27 protein-coding genes are annotated in these 24,049 nt (G+C 31.4%); 9 read left to right on the forward strand and 18 right to left on the reverse strand.

Annotated features, from left to right (window positions below; translation table 11 throughout):
• Positions 1-68 precede the first annotated feature (68 nt).
• From AC2H4K_RS14175 to AC2H4K_RS14185, 3 genes are all read right to left on the reverse strand, one after another.
• The gene (locus tag AC2H4K_RS14175; protein ID WP_281139897.1) at positions 69-1,835 is read right to left on the reverse strand and encodes a PspC domain-containing protein; all 1,767 of its coding nucleotides are present in this window, start codon (positions 1,833-1,835) and stop codon (positions 69-71) included.
• On the reverse strand, positions 1,832-2,173 hold the full coding sequence (locus AC2H4K_RS14180) for a PadR family transcriptional regulator (protein WP_281139896.1): 342 nt from the start codon (positions 2,171-2,173) through the stop codon (positions 1,832-1,834). Before AC2H4K_RS14180 ends, AC2H4K_RS14175 begins: the two co-directional genes overlap by 4 nt.
• Positions 2,174-2,293: 120 nt before the next feature.
• Positions 2,294-2,740: a DUF4870 domain-containing protein gene (locus AC2H4K_RS14185; protein WP_281139895.1), complete on the reverse strand. Its 447-nt coding sequence runs from the start codon at positions 2,738-2,740 to the stop codon at positions 2,294-2,296.
• 146 nt (positions 2,741-2,886) lie between these two features.
• Between AC2H4K_RS14185 and AC2H4K_RS14190 the strand changes: the two genes are divergently transcribed.
• The 3 genes from AC2H4K_RS14190 (at position 2,887) to AC2H4K_RS14200 (ending at position 4,705) form a co-directional block, all read left to right on the forward strand.
• On the forward strand, positions 2,887-3,342 hold the full coding sequence (locus AC2H4K_RS14190) for a DUF4442 domain-containing protein (RefSeq protein WP_281139894.1): 456 nt from the start codon (positions 2,887-2,889) through the stop codon (positions 3,340-3,342).
• Between the two features lie 181 nt (positions 3,343-3,523).
• Positions 3,524-4,351 (forward strand): TIGR00266 family protein, encoded by an 828-nt coding sequence (locus AC2H4K_RS14195; protein WP_281139893.1) that lies wholly within the window; start codon positions 3,524-3,526, stop codon positions 4,349-4,351.
• Between the two features lie 156 nt (positions 4,352-4,507).
• Complete coding sequence (locus tag AC2H4K_RS14200; protein WP_229719255.1) at positions 4,508-4,705, forward strand: hypothetical protein; 198 nt, start codon at positions 4,508-4,510, stop codon at positions 4,703-4,705.
• A gap of 27 nt (positions 4,706-4,732) precedes the next feature.
• Here the strand turns inward: AC2H4K_RS14200 and AC2H4K_RS14205 are convergent, their stop codons facing one another.
• Positions 4,733-5,671, reverse strand: coding sequence for a LysR substrate-binding domain-containing protein (locus AC2H4K_RS14205; protein ID WP_281139892.1), 939 nt, complete (start codon positions 5,669-5,671; stop codon positions 4,733-4,735).
• Positions 5,672-5,774: 103 nt separating this feature from the next.
• On the opposite strand from AC2H4K_RS14205, the gene AC2H4K_RS14210 reads away from it, so the two are divergent.
• Complete coding sequence (locus AC2H4K_RS14210) at positions 5,775-6,254, forward strand: Dps family protein (protein WP_281139891.1); 480 nt, start codon at positions 5,775-5,777, stop codon at positions 6,252-6,254.
• Positions 6,255-6,332: 78 nt separating this feature from the next.
• Here AC2H4K_RS14210 and AC2H4K_RS14215 read toward each other — a convergent pair whose 3' ends face one another.
• A complete protein-coding gene (locus AC2H4K_RS14215; RefSeq protein ID WP_281139890.1) occupies positions 6,333-7,670 on the reverse strand; it encodes a hypothetical protein in 1,338 nt (445 codons plus the stop codon).
• Between the two features lie 131 nt (positions 7,671-7,801).
• Here AC2H4K_RS14215 and AC2H4K_RS14220 point away from each other — a divergent pair, with 131 nt between their 5' ends.
• Genes AC2H4K_RS14220 through AC2H4K_RS14230 form a run of 3 tightly spaced genes read left to right on the forward strand, consistent with a single transcriptional unit; the run spans position 7,802 to position 11,596 of the window.
• Entirely contained in the window at positions 7,802-8,314 is a 513-nt protein-coding gene (locus AC2H4K_RS14220) for an RNA polymerase sigma factor (RefSeq protein ID WP_281139889.1), read from the forward strand.
• A gap of 49 nt (positions 8,315-8,363) precedes the next feature.
• Positions 8,364-9,290 (forward strand): FecR family protein, encoded by a 927-nt coding sequence (locus AC2H4K_RS14225; protein WP_281139888.1) that lies wholly within the window; start codon positions 8,364-8,366, stop codon positions 9,288-9,290.
• Between the two features lie 2 nt (positions 9,291-9,292).
• A complete protein-coding gene (locus AC2H4K_RS14230; RefSeq protein ID WP_281139887.1) occupies positions 9,293-11,596 on the forward strand; it encodes a FecR domain-containing protein in 2,304 nt (767 codons plus the stop codon).
• Positions 11,597-11,651: 55 nt separating this feature from the next.
• On the opposite strand, the gene AC2H4K_RS14235 is transcribed toward AC2H4K_RS14230, so the two are convergent.
• The 7 genes from AC2H4K_RS14235 to AC2H4K_RS14265 form a co-directional block, all read right to left on the reverse strand.
• Complete coding sequence (locus AC2H4K_RS14235; RefSeq protein WP_281139886.1) at positions 11,652-12,074, reverse strand: DUF2141 domain-containing protein; 423 nt, start codon at positions 12,072-12,074, stop codon at positions 11,652-11,654.
• A gap of 155 nt (positions 12,075-12,229) precedes the next feature.
• On the reverse strand, positions 12,230-13,561 hold the full coding sequence (locus tag AC2H4K_RS14240; RefSeq protein ID WP_281139885.1) for a DUF58 domain-containing protein: 1,332 nt from the start codon (positions 13,559-13,561) through the stop codon (positions 12,230-12,232).
• Between the two features lie 22 nt (positions 13,562-13,583).
• A complete protein-coding gene (locus AC2H4K_RS14245; RefSeq protein WP_281139884.1) occupies positions 13,584-14,579 on the reverse strand; it encodes an AAA family ATPase in 996 nt (331 codons plus the stop codon).
• Complete coding sequence (locus AC2H4K_RS14250) at positions 14,561-15,784, reverse strand: DUF4350 domain-containing protein (RefSeq protein ID WP_493742535.1); 1,224 nt, start codon at positions 15,782-15,784, stop codon at positions 14,561-14,563. Before AC2H4K_RS14250 ends, AC2H4K_RS14245 begins: the two co-directional genes overlap by 19 nt.
• Entirely contained in the window at positions 15,781-16,515 is a 735-nt protein-coding gene (locus AC2H4K_RS14255; RefSeq protein WP_281139882.1) for a DUF4129 domain-containing protein, read from the reverse strand. The genes AC2H4K_RS14250 and AC2H4K_RS14255 overlap by 4 nt, the downstream gene beginning before the upstream one ends.
• Entirely contained in the window at positions 16,516-17,400 is an 885-nt protein-coding gene (locus AC2H4K_RS14260) for a hypothetical protein (RefSeq protein WP_281139881.1), read from the reverse strand.
• Between the two features lie 31 nt (positions 17,401-17,431).
• A complete protein-coding gene (locus AC2H4K_RS14265; protein WP_281139880.1) occupies positions 17,432-18,406 on the reverse strand; it encodes a stage II sporulation protein M in 975 nt (324 codons plus the stop codon).
• Between the two features lie 37 nt (positions 18,407-18,443).
• Between AC2H4K_RS14265 and AC2H4K_RS14270 the strand changes: the two genes are divergently transcribed.
• Positions 18,444-19,160, forward strand: coding sequence for an RDD family protein (locus tag AC2H4K_RS14270; protein WP_281139879.1), 717 nt, complete (start codon positions 18,444-18,446; stop codon positions 19,158-19,160).
• 76 nt (positions 19,161-19,236) lie between these two features.
• A complete protein-coding gene (locus AC2H4K_RS14275; RefSeq protein WP_281139878.1) occupies positions 19,237-19,848 on the forward strand; it encodes a trimeric intracellular cation channel family protein in 612 nt (203 codons plus the stop codon).
• Between the two features lie 16 nt (positions 19,849-19,864).
• Here the strand turns inward: AC2H4K_RS14275 and AC2H4K_RS14280 are convergent, their stop codons facing one another.
• The 6 genes from AC2H4K_RS14280 to AC2H4K_RS14305 all read right to left on the reverse strand — a co-directional run bounded on the left by AC2H4K_RS14280 (position 19,865) and on the right by AC2H4K_RS14305 (position 24,043).
• On the reverse strand, positions 19,865-20,434 hold the full coding sequence (locus tag AC2H4K_RS14280; RefSeq protein WP_281139877.1) for a hypothetical protein: 570 nt from the start codon (positions 20,432-20,434) through the stop codon (positions 19,865-19,867).
• A 59-nt stretch (positions 20,435-20,493) separates the two neighbouring features.
• Positions 20,494-21,066 carry a hypothetical protein gene (locus AC2H4K_RS14285; protein ID WP_281139876.1) on the reverse strand — a complete coding sequence of 191 codons (573 nt, stop codon included), beginning with the start codon at positions 21,064-21,066 and terminating at the stop codon, positions 20,494-20,496.
• Between the two features lie 158 nt (positions 21,067-21,224).
• Complete coding sequence (locus AC2H4K_RS14290) at positions 21,225-21,734, reverse strand: hypothetical protein (RefSeq protein WP_281140287.1); 510 nt, start codon at positions 21,732-21,734, stop codon at positions 21,225-21,227.
• Positions 21,735-21,915: 181 nt separating this feature from the next.
• Complete coding sequence (locus AC2H4K_RS14295; RefSeq protein ID WP_281139875.1) at positions 21,916-22,812, reverse strand: hypothetical protein; 897 nt, start codon at positions 22,810-22,812, stop codon at positions 21,916-21,918.
• Between the two features lie 126 nt (positions 22,813-22,938).
• Entirely contained in the window at positions 22,939-23,367 is a 429-nt protein-coding gene (locus tag AC2H4K_RS14300) for a DUF4268 domain-containing protein (protein WP_281139874.1), read from the reverse strand.
• Position 23,368: 1 nt separating this feature from the next.
• Positions 23,369-24,043, reverse strand: coding sequence for a ZIP family metal transporter (locus AC2H4K_RS14305; RefSeq protein ID WP_281139873.1), 675 nt, complete (start codon positions 24,041-24,043; stop codon positions 23,369-23,371).
• Between the last annotated feature and the right edge of the window lie 6 nt (positions 24,044-24,049).

The raw sequence follows: 24,049 nt of genomic DNA on the forward strand, positions 1-24,049 counted from the left end.
GATAAATTCTGTTACAAATATGATTTGATTGTAATTGGTTTAAAACTTATAAATGATGAATTGTAGAATTAGTTGTCTGAATTGTCATTAACTTCTATATCTACACCATTTTCATTAACCTGAACGGTTATGTCGTGTTTTTGTTCTTTTTCATTCTCATCATCATCATCATCTTCTTCTTCGTTGTCATCGTCTTTATCATCATCTTCGCAATCTAAACACAATATATCATCACTAAGTATTTTGTAATAATGACCCTTTTTGATTTTAGATAAAATTCTTCCGTAGTAACCATTTAGATTTTTATCCGTTATTAAAGTTGAGCCCTCAGGTAAATCAATCATGACCAAAACATTTTGTTCACTGAATTTATTTGTGATATCTGTAGTGAGATAACGGTTCAGTTTTAAAGTTTTATTCGAAAAAGAATAGCTGTAATTAATATCATTAGCACGTTTCTTAGCTACCTCATAACTGCTTCCTGAAGCTTCTTTTTCAATGATTATTGACGCAACGGAATCTTTAGTTGATCTTACAAGAAATCTTACACTTGTATAAATTAAACTTTTGCCACTTTCATCTTCAATGATTCTAAAATTGCCATCGCTGTAGTAATAACTATTAAGGTCATCCGTAAAAACTGTCGTAAGGTTTAATGTGTCTTTTGCAGTAATATTTAACTCGTTTTTCACATTGATTTTGGTGTCAATAGCATGTTCAGATGCTTGTTTTGCTACCACTATAATGATACCTATTAGAGCCATTAGCCACAATCCAAGTAAAGTGAATTTTGCCACATTACCAATGGATTTTAAATTGTTTACTAAAATTTTAAGACCAAGGTAAAACACAAAGAAAAACGGAATACCAAAAGCGAAAAATAAAAGTAAAGACATTAACCAAATTGGTATATTGGCCGCATTTGCAACATTGAGTAAATCCATACCTGGAAAATGAATAGCATCTGTAATACCTACCGTAAAGAAAGCTACGATTAAACTAATCAATGCACTGATACCTGTAATGATGAGTATAACTCCAATAAACTTGGCAATGACTTTTAGGAAAAACATTAGAATGTTACCTATAGTATCAAAAAAAGTTTGAGAACTAGACTTTAGTTTACTGCCTTGTTTTTGAAAATCAACACTTCTTACAGTTTCAGAAATATTGTCTGAAACACTATCGAAAGTTTCTTTAATATGATCACCATGCTTTTTTAAATCAACTTTTTTTACGGTTTCTGAAACCGAATCAATGCTGTCTTTAATTTTTTTTTCAATGTTACTGATGTTCACAGGATCACCAGTCATGGTCAGCTTTTCTGCTGTAGTCTTAGCTTCTGGTACTAAAGCCCAAAAGATAAGATAGATAACAATAAATGTTCCGCCAGAACCTATAGCAAATAGTAGCCAAATTAACCTGATCCATATAGAATCTATACCAAAATAATGTCCTAAACCTGCAGCCACACCACCTATATAAGAGTTGTCAGTATCTCTATAAAGCTTTTTGTTAGGTTTAGAACTTTGTCTGTGTTTTGGTTGAGGTTCGTCTTCAAAAATTTCGTCATCGACTAAATAGTCTTCTGGCTGTCCCATTATTTCAATAACTTCATCAACTAATTTGATGCCAACAACCTGTTTTTCGTTCTGTATACGTTCAGAGAAAAGCTCAGCAATACGAGCTTCTATATCTGAAATAATTTCTGAGCGACCTTGAGAGTCAGTAAATGAACGTTTTATAGCCTCAAGATAGCGTGATAACTTAAGATATGCATCTTCGTCTATATGGAAGAATATACCTGCTAAATTTATATTGACTGTTTTATTCATTTTTTAGTTGATTTTGTTTGGGTTACTAGGTTAACTGCATTTTGTAATTCACTCCAAGTGGTGTTTAATTCGTTTAGAAACAACTTTCCTGTTTCCGTAAGGCCGTAATATTTTCTTGGCGGTCCAGATGTGGATTCTTCCCAACGATAGTTGAGCAATCCTGCATTTTTTAATCTTGTTAATAGTGGATATATAGTTCCTTCTACAACAAGCATTTTTGCGTCTTTTAGTGTTGAGAGAATTTCTGCAACATAAGCATCCTCATCTTTAAGGATGGATAAGATGCAGTATTCTAAAACACCTTTTCGCATTTGTGCTTTTGTGTTTTCTATCTTCATAGGATGAGGTTCTTAAATTTGATTAAACTGTTCATTTTTTGATTGATTGATTGATTGATTGATTGATTGATTGATTGATTGATTTTTACACCTATTATTTTTAGGTGTATTGATGAAATTTTATTTTAAAAAGTTAATGGTCAAAGGATAATTATAAACACTACCATCTCTAGCGGCTAAACTGGCTCTAACTATTAATGCCAATTCAATTATAAAAGCAATAACAGCTAACACACCTAAACCACCACCAATGTATAATAGAGGTGAAGGTTCACCCATGTTAATATGAAATTCATGAAAACCGTGAAAATCTATAACATCTAGTTCTCTAAATAATTTAAAGATGAAATATGGTACACTAATCGTTCCGATAATTATAGCGTAAAGCAATACACTAATCTGAAAATTAATAGCTTGTTTACCGTGTTTATCTACAAATTCAGATTTATCCTTGTTGGCAGCCCACAACACTATAGGACCAATAAAGTTTCCAAATGGAATAATAAATCTCGAAAACGTTGAAAGATGTATAAACGTTGCTAGGTTTTTATGGTGATTATCTATCATTTTAAAAAGTATATAATAGTTTCTTATACAAATATATGTCTAAAAGAAGGTATTATGTTACGCATAGTACTTAAAATTAACATTTTTTTAACATTGGTTTAGGTTGTATTTTTGAGTTATTTTAGTGGAAAATCTAAATACAATCTATGGCTATTTCACCATCAAAGCTCAATACTTTCTTACTATTTAAATTACCCGCAGCATACTTTACAGGTGTAAGAACGAAGTCTTTAGACGATACCACCTGTGTAGTTTCTGTAAAGCATCGTTGGATTAATCAAAACCCGTTTAATTCTATGTTTTGGGCAGTACAGGGTATGGCAGCAGAACTAACCACGGGTGCTTTAGTAATGACTAAGATTAGACAAAGCGGAAAGAAAATATCGATGTTAGTTGCTAATAATAATGCGACGTTTACTAAAAAAGCAACAGGAAGAATTATATTTAAATGTAACGAAGGTTCTAAAATAGATGAGGCCATTACCCAAGCTATTGAAACAGGTGAAGGACAAACTGTTTGGCTTAGTGCCAATGGTGTAAATGCAGAAGGAGTAGAGGTGTCTTCTTTTAATTTTGAATGGACTTTGAAAGTGAAAAGTTAGAAGTTTAAAGTAAAAAGGAAATGTTATTTAGAGCTGTCAGACTTAGCTTACCTGTACTGAGCGTAGCCGAAGAGTTGAAGTCAAAGCATGTTAATCTCATTAATTAAAAGAATAACATGTTGTAACAAATGTCTCTTTTACTCAACATATAAACAAATCAACTTAAAACGAAAAACAGATTATGGAAAGATTACCAGATTTTAGTGAGAGAAATGCTCACGAAATAGATTACCGTATTTACGGTGAAGAAATGCAATATGTAGAAATAGAACTCGATCCTCAAGAAGCCGTAATTGCTGAATCAGGAAGTTTTATGATGATGGATGATGGTATTAAAATGGATACTATTTTTGGTGATGGTTCAGAAAAGGATAAAGGATTTCTTGGTAAAATCTTAGGAGCAGGAAAACGTATTCTTACAGGAGAAAGCCTTTTTATGACGGCTTTTTATAATGATCTTACAGGAAAGCGAAATGTATCTTTTGCATCTCCGTACCCAGGAAAAATTATACCAATAGACTTAACGGAATTTAGAGGAAAGTTTATCTGTCAGAAAGATGCTTTTCTTTGTGCAGCTAAAGGTGTAAGTGTTGGTATAGAATTCTCTAAGAAATTAGGTAGAGGTATTTTTGGTGGTGAAGGTTTTATTATGCAAAAGTTAGAAGGTGATGGTATGGCATTTGTACATGCAGGAGGAACCATGGCAGAAAAAACTTTACAACCAGGTGAAACGTTACGTGTAGATACAGGTTGTATTGTTGGTTTTACCCAAGATGTAGATTATGATATCGAATTTGTAGGAGGTATTAAAAACTCAATTTTTGGAGGTGAAGGTCTGTTTTTTGCTAAGTTAAGAGGTCCAGGAAAAGTTTATATACAATCCTTACCTTTTAGTAGATTAGCCAACAGAATTATTGCTTCGGCGCCTAAAGCTGGTGGAAAAGATAGAGGTGAAGGTAGTATTTTAGGTGGTTTGGGCGATTTGTTAGATGGTGATAATAGATTCTAAAGTCAATGTGTTTTTTCTGATTTTTAACATAATAGGCTGTTAAACTTTTTAAGTTTTAAATTTGGGTTTCAATTTTTTTTCTAACTTAGAGACTGAATTGAAAATAACAGCTTATAGAAAAAATCTACTTACTAATTTAAAAACTTGAACAAACCTATGGCGAGAGCAATGTATGAGTACACTAAAACTGTACTTAGCAAAGTTAGTTTTGATGCCACATTATTTTGCAAGGAAGTGCAAAAAGCAGTCAGAAGATTACTACCGCACGAACTTGAGGAATTAAGGATTTTCATTCAGTCCCTAATCAATCAAAACCCAGAATTAAATCAATGTCTAATTTATTTAAAAGCATAAAAAAAAGCGACTCACGAGTCGCTTTTTTTATTTAGCCAAAGGACTAATGATTTCTACATTACTAAAGGCAATAGCACCACGAATAACACCAGAGATTACATTGTGCAAAGCATCAATGATCTGCATTTTTAGCTCGCTTTTATGGTAGATTAAGCTTACTTCTCTAGCAGGTGAAGGTTCTTTAAAATGTTTTAGGTTAGCACTAAACCCTTCATTGATATCTAGGGTATGTAAATAAGGCAGTAAGGTCATTCCCATACCTTCATTAGATAGTTTTATTAAGGTTTCTATACTACCACTTTCAAGTTGAAAATGATCTTCTTCATGTGCTTTGTAAGTTTTACAAAGGTTAATAACTCCTTCTCTAAAACAGTGACCATCTTCTAGTAGTAACATGTCTTCAATATCCAAATCTGAAACTTCCAAAGTTTTTAGCTCTCTCAACCTATGGTTATTTGGTACATAAGCAACAAAAGGTTCATAATATAAAGGACGTTCTTTAATATTATCACTTTCTAGAGGAGTTGCAGCAATGGCAGCATCTAAATGACCGTCGTTAATACGTGTCATGATTTCCTCAGTAGTTAACTCTTCAATTTTCAGTTTTATTTTTGGATATTTTTTAATGAAATTATTCAAAAACATAGGTAAAAGTGTAGGCATTATTGTTGGTATAATACCTAGTTTAAATTCACCACCAATAAATCCTTTTTGTTGATCGACTATATCCTGAATACGATCTGCTTCATTTACTATATTTCTGGCCTGATAAACAATTTTTCTACCGACCTCAGTCAGTTCTATTGGCTTTTTTCCTCTATCAAAAATCACAACGTCTAATTCGTCTTCAAGTTTCTGAATCTGAGTACTTAATGTTGGTTGGGTTACAAAGCATTTTTCAGCAGCTTTGGTGAAGTTTTTGTGCTCAGCAATAGCTAATGCGTATTTAAGTTGAGTAATTGTCATGCTTATTCATTTAGGCTATAAAATTATGCAAAGTATTTATAAAAACTATCATGATAAGGGGTCAAAATATCGTAAATTTATATAACGAAAAATTATATCAAAAATGACACTAAATAGTATTGGTTTAGACACCAAAAAAACACAGGATTTAGCTAATGAATTGAATCAGCTTTTAGCAAATTTTCAATTGTATTATCAAAACTTAAGAGGTATTCACTGGAACATTAAAGGACGTATGTTTTTTGATTTGCATGCAAAATTTGAAGAACTCTATACAGACGCCAATTTAAAGGTTGATGAAATTGCAGAACGTATATTGACATTAGGAGCAACACCATTGCATACTTTTGAAGATTATACAAAAGCTGCGAAAGTTCCAGTAGGAAAGAATGTTTCTAAAGACGAAAAAGCAGTAGAGCTTATTGTGGATTCACTTTCAGAATTATTAAAAATTGAAAGAAGCATTCTTAATGCCTCTGATGAAGCTAATGATGAAGGTACTAACTCAATGATGAGTGATTTTATTACCGAACAAGAAAAAACTGTTTGGATGATGAAAGCTTGGTTGGGCGAAACCGTTTAAAATTTTATACATTTTTAGATTAATAAAAAAAGCCTTCATACAAACCTGAAGGCTTTTTACATTACTAACTTAAATTAATTAATCGCATGAACGACTAAGTATCATTGAATCTCCGTTACTTATAGATTGCAAAGTAATAGAGCAAGGTAGGTCACAATCCGTAATCATCCAATCTCCACTTGCTATCTGTAAGTTTGGACCAGAAAAACTTAAAAACAACATGTTTCCGTTAACAGGATTTTCACTAGCAGACCAATTACCATTAAAAGTTGTTCCACTATCTGTCCATTGCAGACTTCCGCTTGCATCAAAAGAAATTTCAAGACTGCTATAATCAGTAGAACCATTATAATCTGTCACAGCCCAACCACTATTGTTTATAAGAGCATCTGAAATGGCACTTGGCAGACAAAGGTCGTTACCAGAATTACAAGCTACAAAATCAGCTTCTGTATAACCGTCACATAATGCATAACAAGCATTGTCGTAAGCATAAGTAATAGTATTTCCTGTAGTATCTACAATTTCTACACAAACAGGATCTATTGGTTGATCTGCACATTCATCACAAGGGTTTTCAACAGTGTAACAATCTTCTAAAACAGCTTCAATATCTCCATGAGAATTTATGGTAACAACAGTTCCATCTTCTAAAGTAATATCAAAAGGATAAGCAAAATTGAAAGCATACATTCCGTATGTTGTATTGTAAAAATCTTCTTCTGAATTGATGACGATTGTGTTATTATTGTCTCCATAGATAGAAACAGGATAGTTTAAAGAAAAACAATCATATTGACTGGTGTAATCAGTTTCACAACTATCAATAAAATTAGTTTGAGTGAATCCATCACATTCAGCATAGCAAGCATTAGGATAGGTTATGGTAAATATAGTTCCGGCTGGATCAGTTATTTCAACACAAACAGGATCATAAACTGTAGAACACTCGCAAGAATTTGTGTTGTCTAGATCCAAGTTTGTAATTAAGTTCGAGAAATCCGTTTCATTTGTTATCGTAATGACTTCAATACTGTTTGTAGTAGTATTGTATGTTTCTATATCAAAAGAAAATTCAATACTATTTATATAAAGATTTTCGCTTGAGTTTAGTAATACATATACCAAATCGTCTAAACTTTCTACAACTACAGTAGCATCATTATTATATGAAAGGTCTAAAGGATAAACGAAGTTAAATCCAAAATCGAAAACAATATTTCCTGCAGGATTACTTTCTCTATTAAAGTTGCCATTGGCATCAAACCTTTGCTGTAAGACATCTAAAGCAGTAACAAGCGATGCACTTTCTTCTGTGTTTTGAGGATCTTCAATAACAGACTCATTATTAGTACAGGAAGAAAACATAATCAATGCTGTAACCATACTAAAAATTGTAAGTTTTAAATTTTTCATTTGTGTTTGTTTTTTTGTGTTGTACAATTTTTTTTGAGGTTAATCAATACTAATACAACTACATAACTTAATACCCTACTTTTTTATCAAATTATTTTTTTTATAGTTTTAGCACATGAATTAAATACTATATGCCTAAAGATAATCGTAACGTTTGTAAGCCTAAAACCTTTGAACATATATATAATACATATGTCAAAGACATTAGACGTTTCTTGTTTTTTAAAACTCAAGATGTTGATATAGCTGAGGATCTTTTGCAAGATACCTTTGTAAAACTTTGGGATAACTGTAGTAGAGTAAACTATGACACAGTAAAAAGTTACATCTATAAAATTGCTAATAATTCATTTTTGAATCTTAAAAAGCATGAAAAGGTAGTAGATAAATACCAAAAAGACTATAAGCCAGTAAATTCTAATGAGTCACCCGAATTTATAATGTTGGAAAAAGAGTTTTTAGAAAAACTAGAAGCAACTATTGCGTCATTACCAGATAGGCAAAGAGAGGTGTTTATAATGAGTAGGATAGAGAAGAAGAAGTATAAAGAAATAGCAGAAGAGTTACGCATTTCCGTTAAAGCTGTTGAAAAACGCATGCATCAAGCTTTATTGACTATGAGAAGCGAAATAGGAAATATTTAAAAATGAAGTAGGGTTTTTATTCAGTTAACTGTATTAAAGGTAGAAGCTAATGGAAAATAAAGATATAAATAGCATTGAAGATACATTTTTAGCCAAATGGCTAGAAGGGAAATTGTCCGATTCTGAGTTAAAACAAAGAGTTGGTGAAGAAGCATATTTGTCTTATTTAAAGCTCCGAAAAGGTATAGAAGTATCAGAAAAATTAAATGCTTCAACAGACGCAACATTTAGAAAAATACAGTCGAGAATAGAACATAAAAGGACTTCTAAAGTTCGTAAGCTAAAAACCAAGATGAGCCTTATTGGTGTGGCAGCTACTATCTTAATATGTTTTGGATTGTTCACCGTACTTAAGGATAGCCATACCATCGTAGAAACTGGTTTTGGTGAAACAAAAACAGTAACTTTAATAGATGGTTCTGAAGTTGTGCTTAACTCGAAGTCGAAACTTACCTATGATAAAAATTCTTGGGATGAAGAAAGACTCATAAACCTAGAAGGTGAAGCATATTTTAAAGTTGCAAAAGGAAAAACTTTTACAGTCGAAACAGACAATGGATTTGTTACTGTGTTAGGAACACAATTCAACGTTATTTCTATGAATAATCTTTTTGATGTTGTTTGTTATGAAGGTAAAGTTGGAGTAAAAACATCAGACTCTCAACATGTTTTAATGCCTTCTCTTAGTATTAGAAAAATAGACACAAAGCCTACGCAAACGTTGTCTACACAATTATCTTCACCAACTTGGATTTCTGGTGAAAGTACTTATAAAAGTTTACCAGTAAGATTTGTCATTAAAGCCTTAGAAAATCAGTATAATATTAAAATTGATGCTGAGTCTATTGACGATTCTGTCTTGTTTACCGGAAGTTTTCCAAACAATGATCTTAAGGTGGCTTTGCAAACAGTTTTTGACCCACTAGACATAAAATTTGATGAAAAAGAAAACCGTAACATTAAACTGAGATATTAAAGATGAGGTTAATCTATGTCTTTGTTTTAATGTTACAACCTATATTGGCCTTTTCGCAAGAAGAGGCCTTTTATCTTGAATTTAAGGACGAAAGTTTAGTCAAAGTTTTTTCTGAGATAGAAAACACATACGATGTTCTATTTTCTTATAAAGATATTGATGTAGATAAAAAACAAATATCCATTGTTGGTAAGAAAAGAACTTTAAAAGAAATTTTAGAACTAATAAAACAAAAGACTAATCTAAATTTTAATGTGCTGAGCAATCGCTATGTTGTGGTTTTAAAAAGTTCAGAAGAAATTATGACTTCGGTCAGGGAATTGGATATGGTAGTCATTAAAAGCTATCTTACCAGTGGTATAGAAAAAAATAAAGATGGTTCATTTAAATTAGTACCATCAGAGTTGGGAATTTTACCAGGACTTACAGAACCTGATGTGCTAGAAAGTATTCAACTATTACCAGGTGTTTTAAGTCCAAACGAAACAGCTTCAGGATTTTTTGTAAGAGGTGGTTCATCAGATCAAAATCGACTGATTTGGGATGGCATCAATATTTACCATAAAGGGCATTTATTCGGAATGATTTCACCATTAGATCCTAATGTGGCATCAAAAATCAATTTTATAAACAAAGGTTCTCATTCCAGATATGGAGAGCGTTTATCTTCAGTCATAGAAATATTTTCAAATGAAAGTATAGATAATACTCTTAATGTTGAATTAGGAGCAAACGGTACCAATGTAGATGCGTTATTAGAATTGCCAATACTTAAAGATAAGTTGAGTTTGCAAGCATCAGTTAGGAGAAGTTATATGGAACTTTTTGAAACTCCAACGTATAACCAACTAGCTGAAAAAGTATTTGAAAGCACTAAAATCAGTGAGGGTGACAGTGGTGAAAACGACTTTTCTTTCATGGATTATACATTGCGATTAAACTATAAACCCAATAGGTCTAATTCATTTTATGTGAGTTTAATAAATATCGATAATCAGTTAGACTACAATTCAGAAGAAACAACTTCCAATAGAATGTTTAATGATAATTTGGTGATTACCAATTCAGGCTATAGTGCAGGTTGGGATATAAAATGGAACGATAAATTGTCTCAAAAAAGTCAAGCCTTTTTTTCGGATTATAGTCTTAATTATAACTTCATTACAAAAGAAAATAATGAGCAGGTTTCGGATTTCGAAAAGCGAAATACAATTTACGATTCAGGTATTTCTACAGAGCTAAATTATCGAAAATCGGATGTGCTGATCTATAATTTTGGTTACCAATATAACTTGAAAGATGTCGCTTATGCATTTATTAATACTGCCGATTTAAGTTTTGTTTTAGATACAGAAGAACGTATCATACAAACACATAGTTTGTATGGAAATGTAGATTATAAAAGTAAAACCAGTTTCAATTTCTCACTTGGATTAAGAGGTTCATATTATAAAGAAATTGATGCTGTAAGATTAGAACCTCGATTGATAATTCATAAAGATATAAGTGATTATTTAAAGCTTCAGGCCACTACAGAAATTAAAAATCAGATTATAAATGAAGTTGATGAAACAGTTTTTAGTGATTTATCTCTAGAAAATAAAGTCTGGCGATTAATTGATGGAAATGATTTTCCAATACTTAATAGTCATCATACGTCATTAGGTTTTATTTATACGAAAGGAAGTTTTAGTGTAGATACAGATGTTTATTACAAGACATTAAAAAATGTTTCTGCGTTATCCTTAGGGTTTTTGAATCCTGAAAACAGTGAGTTTAATGTAGGAAATCAGAATGTATTGGGTTTAGATGTATTTCTAAAAAAACGATTTAATGGTTTTAATACTTGGGTGAGCTACTCTTTTAATAGAGCGAGAAGTAAATTTAAAAATTTGAATGAAAACAAATCCTTCAATTCAAAATCTAATGTTACACATGCTATATCTACAGCAGTTAGTTATAAGAAAGACGGATTTCAGGCATCACTAGGTTGGAAATGGCAAACAGGAAGACCTTATACTATCGCAGAAGAAAGCGATGATGGTTTAGATTTTAATAACGGAATTAATACAGGTAAGCTTCCTGTATATCATAGGTTAGACTTGTCATCTACATATAGTTTTAATTTTTCGAAAAAGAGCAATTTAAAAGGGAAAGTAGGTGTTTCACTTCGCAATATTTACAATAGACATAATTTAATTACAAAAGAATACAGAGGTAATAACAGCTTAAGTGATTCAGTAGAACTTATAGAGTGTTATTCAATAGGTATTACGCCAAACATTATGTTTAGATTGTACTGGTAAATAAAAAAGCAGCTTTTAAAAGCTGCCTTTTTCGTTTTTTGATTGATTATGTTATTTAGAATCTGATGTTAAGGTCTATATCTTCATTTTCAACCTTAAATTTTGCATCATCATATTGAGGTGGACCAAAAGACATTACATTATTGGACATTCCGTAATCTTCTTTTGGCATGCCGTTGGTTTCGTAGTCCATATTCTTGTTGTTGTTTTCATCATGAAGCGCTAAAATGGCATATTCGCCAGGTTTTACATTGTCAAAAGTGATGACAACTTTATTGTTTTCAATTTTAGATTCACCACTCATTACTCCTTTTCCTTTCATAAAAGTTTCCGAAGTATGAAGTGATAATAGAACAGTACCTTCATTATTTTTCACGTTATCTATAGTTACTGTAATTGTAATACCTTTTTCAGAATCTTGAGCAAACGAAAATAGCGTTGTAAAAACTAGAGCGATGGTAAATAGTAAATTTTTCATAATTGTTGTGTTTTATCGGTTAATGACAGTTCAAATATCCGAAGGAACTTCAACTAAAAATAAAAGAAACTACCGAGTTGTAGTTTTGGTAGGATGAATTGTTTTTTTAAGTAGGAAGTAAAAAGTGACAAGTGTATTTAGTAGTTTACTAACAACTATATTAATCCTCTAGCTTTTATCTCTAGATACTTGTTTATAGTATTTATAGTGAGGTTTTCTGGCTTTGTTAGAATAGATTGAATACCATGTTTTTGGAGTTCTTTAACCATCAATTTCTTTTCAAAAGAAAATTTTTCAGCTATGGTTTTGTGATAAATATCTTGTAACTCGGTAGAGTTTTGATTTATAAGCGTTTCTAGCTCTGTGTTTTCAAAAAAGATAACAACAAGCATATGTTTCTTTGATATCGCTTGTAGATAAGGCATTTGTCTTTTGAGAGCACTTAGGTGTTCAAAATTAGTATATAGTAATAATAAGCTTCTATGTGTTACTTTTCGTTTTAACTGAGCATACAATAAGCCAAAATCGCTATCAGTGAATTTTGTTTCAATATTGTATAGAACTTCTAAAATTTTATTTAAATAAGTTAGTTTACTGACTGCAGGTAAAAAGTTTTCGATTTTTTTAGAAAACGATAGCATACCAACTTTATCTTGTTTTTTTAGTGCTATATTACTGAACGCAAGTGCTGAGTTTATTGCATAATCTAAGAGTTTTAATTCATTAAAGGGCATTTTCATTACCCTTCCAGTATCTATAATGGAATATATAGGTTGAGATTTTTCATCTTGAAATTGATTTACCATCAGCTGAGCTCGTTTAGCGGTGGCTTTCCAATTTACTGTTCTAAAATCATCACCAGAGACATATTCTTTTATCTGCTCAAATTCGGATGTATGTCCAATACGTCTTATCTTTTTTAGGCCAAATTCATTTAATGAATTACTAATAGCTAGGAAATCATATTTCTGCATTTGAATGATAGAAGGATAAACCATCACCATTTGCTCGTTTTGAAATTGGTATCTTCTTTTGACTATTTTTAAAACAGAAGATACAAATATGTTGAGGTGACCAAAAAAGTATTCACCACGGTCAACCGGTCTTACCAAATATTCAAAGTTATGATTCTCATTAGATTCTAAAGAGGTCTCATATAAAAAGTCTCTTTTTTGGAATTGAATAGGCAACTCATCAATAACCTTTAGAAAAACTTTAAAGCTATATAGGTTAGAAATAGTTATGGGCACAATATTGTTATCACTATTACTAAATTTATCGGGTAGAATTCTTCTAGCAGTTATTGCGCTCTTAGGTTTGTATAATATAATTAGGTCAAATGTAAGTAGAACAATTATTAGGGTTACCAAAATCCAACCTAATGAGTACAAAAAGTGAATCCAATATGACATAAGAAAACACACCGAGATAATAGCCAAATAAATATATAGCTGTTTATGGATGTATAAAGACTTAAAAAATTTCATATAGGAACTTTTGATTTCTCTATTATCTAGGTACTTCAACAGATTGTACAATCATCTCAATTACATTTTCTGTGGTCATGCCTTCCATCTCTCTTTCAGGCGTTAATATAATTCTGTGATTTAATACGGGTTTTAAAGCTTTCTTAATGTCTTCTGGTGTAACAAAATCTCTACCACTTATAGCAGCAAAAGCTTTTGAAGTATTTAAAATAGCAATAGATGCTCTTGGCGAGCCACCTAAGTATAAATGAGGATGATTACGGGTTTTAGATACAATTTCCGCAATATATTTTATGATTTTTTCCTCTACCACTACGGCTTGAGTTTTAGATTTATAGTCCTCTAAAGAAGTTGTATCTAAAATGGCATTAATAAGGCTTTGTGGCTTTTCACCTTTACGATTATGGTGAGATGCTATAATTTTAATTTCTTCTTCTAATGAAGGGTAATCTACTTTAATTTTGAATATAAATCGATCTAATTGAGCTTCGGGAAGCGCATAGGTTCCTTCTTGTTCAATTGGATTTTGAGTTGCCAGAACCATAAACGGATTATCGAACTTATAAGTTTTTCCATCAATTGTTGCTTGGCGCTCTTCCATAGTTTCAAATAAAGCGGCTTGAGTTTTTGCAGGTGCTCTGTTAATCTCATCTATTAAAACAATATTTGAAAAAATGGGACCTTCCTGAAATTCAAATTCTGAAGTTTTCATATTTAAGACAGAAGTTCCTAAAACATCACTAGGCATTAAGTCTGGTGTAAATTGTATACGGCTAAAATCTGTTTTCAATACTTTAGCAAATAATTTTGCAGTCACTGTTTTTGCTATTCCAGGAACGCCTTCAATAAGTACATGTCCATCTGCAAGTAGAGCAACTATAAGTAGCTCCACAAAACTGTCTTGACCAATAATGACTTTTTGCAGTTCAGATTTGATATTATCTATAGCATTTTTGAGTTCCTCTAATGGAATTCTACTATCAAAATTTAATTCTTCGTTTATGCCTTCGTTTTCCATTGGTTATTGGATTTAAATTGTTCTATTAATGTATTTAACCGCTCTAGTTGAGTTTGGTTAATATTAGTAGAATTGTTTATGTTCTTAATTAATTCAAAAAGACTTCTTGTTTCTTCAATGCTATTATTGCTTCTTGCTGCAAGATTTTTAATAAAAGTGTCATTTATTTCAGCTGTACTCAAATGCATGTTATCTCTAATATATTCTAGGAAATACTGAATTTTATGCTGAGCTATATCCAAATGTTTTCCTTTTTCATAATACATGTTAGAGATAGTTCTAGTGAAATCTAATGTTTGGTTTCTGTGTGGCCTTACAATAGGTATGGCACGTTGTTTTCGTTTTCCTTCAAAAATTATATAGATTAAAACACCTATTAATACAATGTAGTAAGCCCATTTTAGAGATTTTGTATTCAAAAATAAATACATAGGTGAGGTGTAAATCTTTTTACCACTTTTATAATGTGCGTCAATATAAATAGGCTTATCTAAATCTATATATGAAAGCAATGCTGCAGTATAGTCTTGGTTTGGAGATTGAAGAATGAAATAATTAGTGAATGATTGAGGAAAAGTACTTAGGATAATGTTGCCTTTGCCAAAAGGTTGACTAACGACATTTATAAGCGAATCGTTAATTTTTGTATTTTCCTCATCGTACTTATCTATAAAGCCTAAAACTTTTGTATTTAAAGTATCTATTTTGTTGAAATGATAGAATGTAGTAGGACGATCAAACTTATAAGTTATACCATTATTCAAATTAGGGTTAGCTAATTGTACTTGGTATGTATCTGTAAAATGATCAAAATTACTGATTGATCTAGTTTTTAGGTTTAGTGTATCTAACAGTTTTTGCTCAAAAACCATAGAAGAAACAACTAGTGTATTTCCTTTTGATGTCCATTCTAGAAGACGTTCTAATTCTGGTTTTCCAAATTGTACTTCTCCATTGTAAAAAAGGTATGTGCCACTAATATCATTATCATTTAGGTATTCAAATGGTGGGCGTTCTGCTCTAACAAGTTCATTAGATAATCTTTCTAATTGTTCATTGAAAACAAAAGAACCAAAAGGTATTTTGTGATGCGTAGCAAATGACGGAAACCAATTTATTTCTTTCGGTTTTGTCATTTCCAGCACAACTAAAGTCAAAATAGAGAAGACTAATAACCCTATGTATACTTTTCCTTTTTTGCTCAAGAGTTTAAAATAGATTGATTAAGGTTTTCAAAAGGCTTACGTAAGCTTTCAAATTTTAGGTCATTAACACTAAATTCTCCATACCAAACATAATCGTAGATTTTGGTAATGTTTTGGAAACTTATTTTTATTTCATTGATTTCAATTTCATTGATATAGTCGGTATTGGTTTTTTGAGGTTGCCAATTAATGCTTTTATTATCAATGAGATATTTTAGGCTTAGAAGATAATAATAGCGTATTGCTAATCGGTAGTTTTTTTGTTCTATAGCACTCTTGATCAATTCAGGAATATCTTCGTTTTTTATAATCTGTTCTTCTTCAGTGAAATTTACTTTTCCTTTTGATTTAGAATTAGTAAGAACATTTTTAGAGTTAACCTTTACAAAGAATCTTATGAGTAAGAATATCAAAAAGGCAAGTAATAAATAGGGTAGCACACGAAAAACAAAATACAAAAAACCAGACGCGGTCCCAACACCAAAAATAGCTTCCCAGAACTCTCTTAAAAGATTGTTGAGCCATCTGTAAATTTTATCTAAAAAATTTTCGTCTGCTTCTTTCTCAACATAATTAAAAGCTTCATTTTCTTTATAGGTTTTTAGGTCATCCTCAGAAATAGATTGTTTTTTTATTTCAGTATCATCATATTTTACAGGTCTATTTTCAACCTGAGAAAAACACAATTGAGAAATAAAAAGAAAACCAATAAAGAATTTTAAAGCTTGCATTTATTCTTCTGTATTGCCTATTTGGTTAATACGGTCATATGTACCTGTGAAATTGCGCTTTTCATTTAAGTGAAAGTACATAAAAGCACTTGCAACCACGAGGATAAGGTTTAATAAAAACTGAAATAAAGTGCTCAATATATTTAAGATAATATAAATGGGATCTACGAAGCTGTTCATATTCACAGGGTCAAATTCACCAGAAAAAACACCCATTTTTATATACGTATAGATAATAGCAGGTACAGCGAATATTAAGCTTAATATGTATAAAATTATTCCAAAAATTATAATGGCACCAAAAATTGTCCAGAAGTCTTCCTTTACTAAACTAAAGCTTTGCCCAAAAGAATCCATTACATCACTTCTTGAATTAAATACATATATGCAAAGTACAATTGTCATAGGCACCATTGCATATAGAACAGGAAAAACACACATCACCAATGATATGACAATGATTAAGCCTTTTAAAAAACTAACTCCAAGAAACCCCCAAAATGTATTGTAAGTGTTTCGTTTTACTTCCGCCAAGCTTACTTCACCTTTATTCTCTATGTACGATTTAATATAGTGGAGTACCGCAGAGCCTGCAAAAACATAGGCTAAAACAGCAGTTATTAAATAAAACATAGCAGAGATGATTATTAAAAAAGGATTTTTAAAACCAGTAGGGTTAGGTGATGTAACATCAAAATTAAATACATCTCCTGCGGTGTAAGTGTAAAAGGCCATTGCTATTATAAATGCGACAAATGAAGGGCCTGCCACAGTAAAAACTATTTTGATAAATGATTTAAATTCATTTCGAACAAAAGTAAATGTGTCTGATAGCAAAGAACTGAACTCACGCTGTTTTCTAAATTCTATATATTTTTCTGTCATATATTTATGTGTGTGTTTTATTTTTTGATGACTAACTGTAGCTGTCTTTCTCTAAATTTATTCTGTTTAATTTAATAGGATAATATACATAGTAGAATATTATAAGCCCTAAAGAAGAAGAAATTATTAAAATAGCCAACCAATCAGGCATTTCGGTATGTCTGGTTACAAACCCTTCTAAAAACCCAGCTATTATAAAAAAAGGAATGGTACTTATTAGTATTTTTAAGCCATTTATAACACCTCTTTTAAAAGATTCTAATCTTGGTAATGTTCCAGTAAACAATAAGCCATTACCCATAACTAAACCGGCACAACCAGCAATAACTATTACAGATATTTCAATTGTTCCATGAATCCATATAGTTCTTGCAGACTCCCATAAAAGTCCTTGATCATAAAAAAAGTATTGAAAACTACCTAGCATTATACCGTTTTGCATCATTATGTAGAGTGTGCCTACACCAAACATAATTCCATAAGCAAAAGCCATTAAAGCAACTTTTATATTGTTTATAGTGATTCCCAAAAACATATTAAATTCACCTTGTTGTTTGTACACGGCCATAGGGTCTCCTTTTTCAATATTGTTGAGTGTCATGTTAACATAACCATCTCCTAAAAAAGAACGAACAAAATCCCCTTCATTAGCTGCTGAAAAAGCACCAACAATAGTAAAAAGGGTAAATACCAAAAAGGCAACAAGTAATTCCCTATGATGTTGGTAAAACATGGTTGGGAATTCCGTTTTAAAAAAAGAAATCAGTCTGTTCTTGGGCTCTTTTTTTGTTTTGTAAATATTTTGATGAGCTTTTGAAGCAAGTTGATTAAGATATCGCTCGGTGTTGCTGCCCTTGTAAAATGTTTTAGCGTAGCTAAGATGGTCTGTTACTTCAATATAAAGATCAGAAAGCTCACTTGGACTTATCTGGGTTTTATTTGTAAGAACACTTTCAAATTCTAACCATTTATCTTTATTTTGCTTTACAAAAGCTGCTTCTCGCATGCATTAACTTATTTAAGGCTTTCAAAGAAAAGAAAATATGAATGAATATCAAATAGAAACTGCTCAAAATGTAGGCATTCAGCAAAATGTGGCAAGTATTGTAGATCGCATGTTGGGCTACCTTATAGATAGTCTTATTATTTTGTTTTATGTAATTTGTTCGATATTATTATTAGTAGCTCTTGATTTGGATTTTGGGGATATGTGGGCTGTTTATCTTATAGTTTCTCTACCAGCTTTTTTATACTACGTTTTACTCGAAACTATTTTTGATGGAAAAACAGTAGGGAAATTTGCAATGGGTACTCGTGTTGTAAAATTAGATGGTTCTAAGCCAGGCTTTGCAAATTATTTTATACGATGGCTTCTAAGAATTATTGATGTGTCAATTACAAGTGGAGCGGGTGCAGCGATTACGATTTTAATAAAGGGAAATGGACAACGCATAGGAGATATTGCTGCTGGTACTACAGTAATTAGTGAGCGAGAGCGTATTTCCATACAAGATACTCTTCTACGAGAAATTCCTAATGATTATGTTCCAACTTATAGTCAGGTAATGGTGCTTAATGATAAGGACATGCAATTAATAAAGAATCTATATGATGAAGCTGTAAAAAATGGAAACCATAATATTATATTGAATTTACATAATCGACTTATTAAAGTTATGGATATTGAGCCTAAAGAAAAACCTGTCGATTTTGTTTCAAAAGTTATTAAAGACTACAACTACTACACGCAAAGTATGTAAACAAGATCTCAAAGTAGTTCGGGATTTCAGAGTATAAAAACTCTTTTAGGAAGTTTAAGTAGAAATAGCCAATAAAATGTTTTTTCAAACACTAGATATTTTAGGAACCATAGCATTTGCCATTTCTGGTGTGCTAGTCGCTATGCATAAACGTATGGATGCCTTTGGTGTGTTGATTATTGCTTTTGTAACAGCTGTAGGCGGCGGAACATTGCGTGATGTTTTAATCGGTATAGCTCCAGTTTCTTGGATGCGAAATATGACTTTTGTTTATGTTATTCTTGGTTCTGCAATTTTTGCTGTAGTATTTAGAAATCAACTGAAGCATCTTAGGAAATCCCTCTTTTTGTTTGATACTCTAGGTATAGGTTTATACACGGTTGTAGGTATAGAAACCGCTTTAGTAGCAGGTTTACATCCTATAATTTGTATTGCGTTGGGTACTATGACAGCTTGTTTTGGAGGTGTAATCCGTGATATTTTGTGTAATGAAATCCCTGTGATTTTTAGAAAGGAAATTTACGCTACAGCTTGTATTCTTGGTGGAGCTACTTATTTTTTGTTAAGGGTATTTCTTAAAGACGAAAACTACCTTTTTATCATTGCCGGACTTGTGGTAATTGTCGTGAGGTTAGTTGCTGTACGTTTTAAGGTTAGTTTGCCGAGTATTTATAGAGAAGAAAAGTAGTAGTGACTGCTGTATTTTATTTATCTATTAACGCCACAGCTTTAGAATAACTTTCAAGTAATTGCTCTTCTTTAATAATAACATCGGTCATTGAGATAGATAAAAATATCGCTATTTTTCTAAAAGCTTCTTTGTTCTCGTCAAAATCCATCGTTATAAGACCAGACATTAGCAAGTTGGCAAAATCTTCATAAGCCCTTTGCTTAGTATAGATGTCATTGATAGCTTGAACATTCTTTAGTTTCATTTTATTGAATAAACCTGTTTGAATTCCGGTTTGATAAGCGCTATTAGAAAATGTAAGTGTGTTTACACCTTTGAAAAAGGTAGGCTTAAAATTTACTAAATCTTTTTTGTTTAGATAATAGCCTGTACTGTCTTTAATCATACGATGGTAGTCTATAACTTGGCTGACCTTTGTTTGGTTGTCATGTATTTCGGCTTTTATATTCTCAACAAGTGATTTTAGTTTTTCACTTTCCTTACTATTAGCAGACCAATTTGAAATTATATACCCAAGAAATACACCGATTGTCACTGAAATTATCTGAATGAATAAGTCCGAAGTTTTATTTTTCATTTTCATTGAACTATTATTTAGGATGAATAAATATAATGCATTTATTCATAGGTTTTTATGGTGCTTTAGTATGTGTACTTTTTTTTATAAAGTTCAATAGCTTTTAGATATTTTATGCCTCCAGACTTGGTTTGGTCATGTAAAAAACCATTTAATTCTGGGTGATTATCATTTATCCAATTGACGAGGTCTTCAACATTTTTAGAAAATTTCTCAACATTGAAAATATCATAAGTACTCTCAATTTTTGTTGGTTTTCCATTTAGAAAAGTTATTTCTTCAATAGTAATGATTGGCTGTTGATGAAGAAATAATATTCTTTCATCAACTTTTGAGACTTTAACCTTTACATTTTCATTGTCTTCTACAATGTCTAGAATTTTATAAGTCGGATTAAAAACTGAATCCCATTTTAGCCAATCTTCAACATATCTTTTTTTAGAGAACACTTCTGTATAATTGTATTCTGTTATATGAGTTGTAAGACTATCTGCTATTAGCTTGTTCATAAGTGAACTATCAGAATGATCTAATGCTTTGTAATATTGTTTAGCGATGTTGAGGTTTTCATTTTCACTAAATGTATTCTTACAGTTTAGTGTTATGATTGCTAATATTATTAGGATGATCTTTTTCATTCAATGTTAATATACACCTAACGGTTTGTGTATAGTTCCGTTGCGTGAAAATCCGCAGGATTCTTTCCTGCTTAAGCCGAAAGATAGAAAATTACAATGAAATTCCTATCGGAATTTCAGCCGCAATGGATTATAGCCAGTGTTGTGCACAGTTTTTTTTATTCATTTCGTTTATAATTCAGTCCGGTTTTAAATCCGCAATAAGCCAAGAAAATCAGCAGTAATATTTGTGTGTAAAAAAGAACACTTGATAAAATTCCGAAATTATTTTCTTTCGGTTCAATTTCTTGTTCAAATTGTTCTATTCCGTTGCCAGTACTCAAAGGTGGATAAATAGTCCAACCAGAAGTTTGTTGAATAAAATTCTCCACAATTGTGCTAATTCCGTTTAGGATTATTATAAACAAAATTGTTGAAATCATTAAAATCAGATTTGCAGTCAGGTTTTTAAAATTCCTGCGTAATGTTCGGATAAGGTAAATTCCAAAAAACACCAATACTCCGAGTAATAGTATAAAATGAAAATTGGCAATCACAAAATAAGTGTCGTGAACATTTATGTCAAGAGTTGAGTCAGATTTCAGTGCGTCAATTCCGAAAATCAAGGTGTTAAAAATCAATACGAGGATTGTCGTTCCAATCAGCCAAAATATTTCTTTTTTTCTCAAATTTTAATTCAGATTACGCGGGTTTTGGGACATTATGCACAACGGTTTTGGCTATGGTTTCGTTACGGAATGGTACGCGAGTATCATTCCGCCGTAACCATAAATTTAGCAAAAAGGCTTGAAATTCCGATTAGGAATTTCAGCCGTAATAAACTATAGCCGTTGTTGTACGTAGTTTTTTTTATTCATACTCATAAATGTGAGTCATAATCGGTTTGTCCTTTTCAAGATATTTAGTCGTTTTAGCAATTCGATTTTTTCTGTCGTATTCGGTTATTAATTTGCTAATAAATTCTCCTGTTTCTGTCGTTGCTAATTCTTCTAATTCTTGTCCATTATCGTTAAGCTTATACTCACAGATTTTTAGAGGTCTATATTCCCAGCTTTTGCTTTTATCTTTTAGATGTCTTGGATTTCCCTCATAATCGTACCAAGTCATAGTATATTTATAACTGTTTTTTTGATATTCATAGAATTTAGTCCAAATAAGTCTCTCTTGGTCAAAAGATTTCTCTTCTTTGATTCTATTTTGATTGTCATAAGTCCAAACATATCTGTTTTGACTGCTCCAATGTTTTTCAGGTGCATTATATTCTATTTTTCGACCAAGACTATCGTATGAGTAAAAAGTTTCCGAGCTCAATTTCCATTGACGTTCCTTTTCAAAGTCGTCAGAGGTTAAGTTGTCCTTAAATGGCATACCTTTTTTTAATACTCGTCTGTAATCGTAAGCAATTCTTTTTTCCAATAAGTTTTTGTTATTGTAGAAAAATTCCATTTTTGAACTGTCGCAACAAACACCTTTAAGATTAGGGCGATACTTTATAGTTTTTGTCAGCAAAGTATCTTTGTAAATATAGGTTGTATTCACATCGGATATACTATTTGCATTATCAGATTTATAACCTCTATATTCCTCGTAAATGACCAAGCTATCTGAATTAAACTTAACCTTTTTCACAACTTTAGTATTCAAGCTGTCAGTTCCCTCGTATTGAAGTATTTTGTAATTGAAAGATTTTTCTTGACACGAATAGAATAGAGAAAATAGAAATAATAAAATTAGAGGTTTATTCATTAAGTTCTGGGTTTGGTCAAAATTACGTACAACAACCGGATATAAGTATTAACTATATCCATACTATGTATTTATTACAAATCTAACGATTAATTTTCTATAAGTCTAATACAGAGTAATTTGCTTCTAAGGTTGTATCATGTCTCTATATTCCTCAAAAAAAGCTTCAAATAAGCTCATGTTTTCATTAAAGAATTCCATGACCTCTCGCCACGTATTTTTGTTGTGAATAGATGCTTTTTGCTCTAAAGTCAAATAGATACGCGAGATTTCCTTACCGTTTTCTAAAAAATATTCTTCTTCATAAATCACATCTGGTAAATATTCGCTTTTTAAAATACCTTTTAAAGCAACAAGCTTTTCCCAACAATTAATGCGATTTTCCAGATCATCTTCAAGATCTAAAGCCACCAAAGCAGATTTGGTATCAAAATGAAATTTAAAAGAAAAGCCCTTTATTTTAGTATCATAAAGTAACCACTTTCTTGGAAAGGATTTGCCAAAGCTGGTCCAGAATTCTTGTCGTAATAATCGTGATTCTTCTTTAGAAAACATACTAAATAAAATAGGCGATTAAAATACCTAAACAAATCGCAACGAGTTTAGAAAGGTTAAACTTATGGCCTTCACCAGTTTCAAACAAAATTGTGGTAGATATATGGAAAAATATACCAATAACTACAGCATTTACAACGTCTATATATGCGGTTGCTAAGCTAGTGTTATTAGAAATAAAAGTTCCTAAAGGTGTCATTAATGCAAATACAGCTAAAAAACTTATGATTTGTAATTTACTAAAACTCGATTGAAATAAAAATGTAGCAACCAGTATAGCAATTGGTATTTTGTGAATAAGTACACCATAAACCATATCGTTATGCTGGTGAATAGGAAAACCCTCTAAAAAGCTGTGAATGCATAAACTGATGAATAGCAACCAAGGAAATTTAGTATCATCCTTATGAATGTGAATATGGCCATGCTCAGCTCCTTTGGATAAAAATTCTAAAATAATCTGAAGCAAAATACCACACATTATGTACAAGCCTGTAAGTTTAGCTTCAACATGATGGTAGACTTCTGGTAATAGATCAAAAAGGGTTAAGGCTAGTAAAAAGGCACCACTAAACGATAGGAGTAATTTTGTAAATAGGGCATTTTGCTTTTTTGAAAACTGAGCAATTAAAATACCTATTATTACGGCATATAAGGGAAACAAATACTTGTTCATGCTTGC

The organism is Winogradskyella sp. 266wxhm (genome assembly GCF_058964685.1).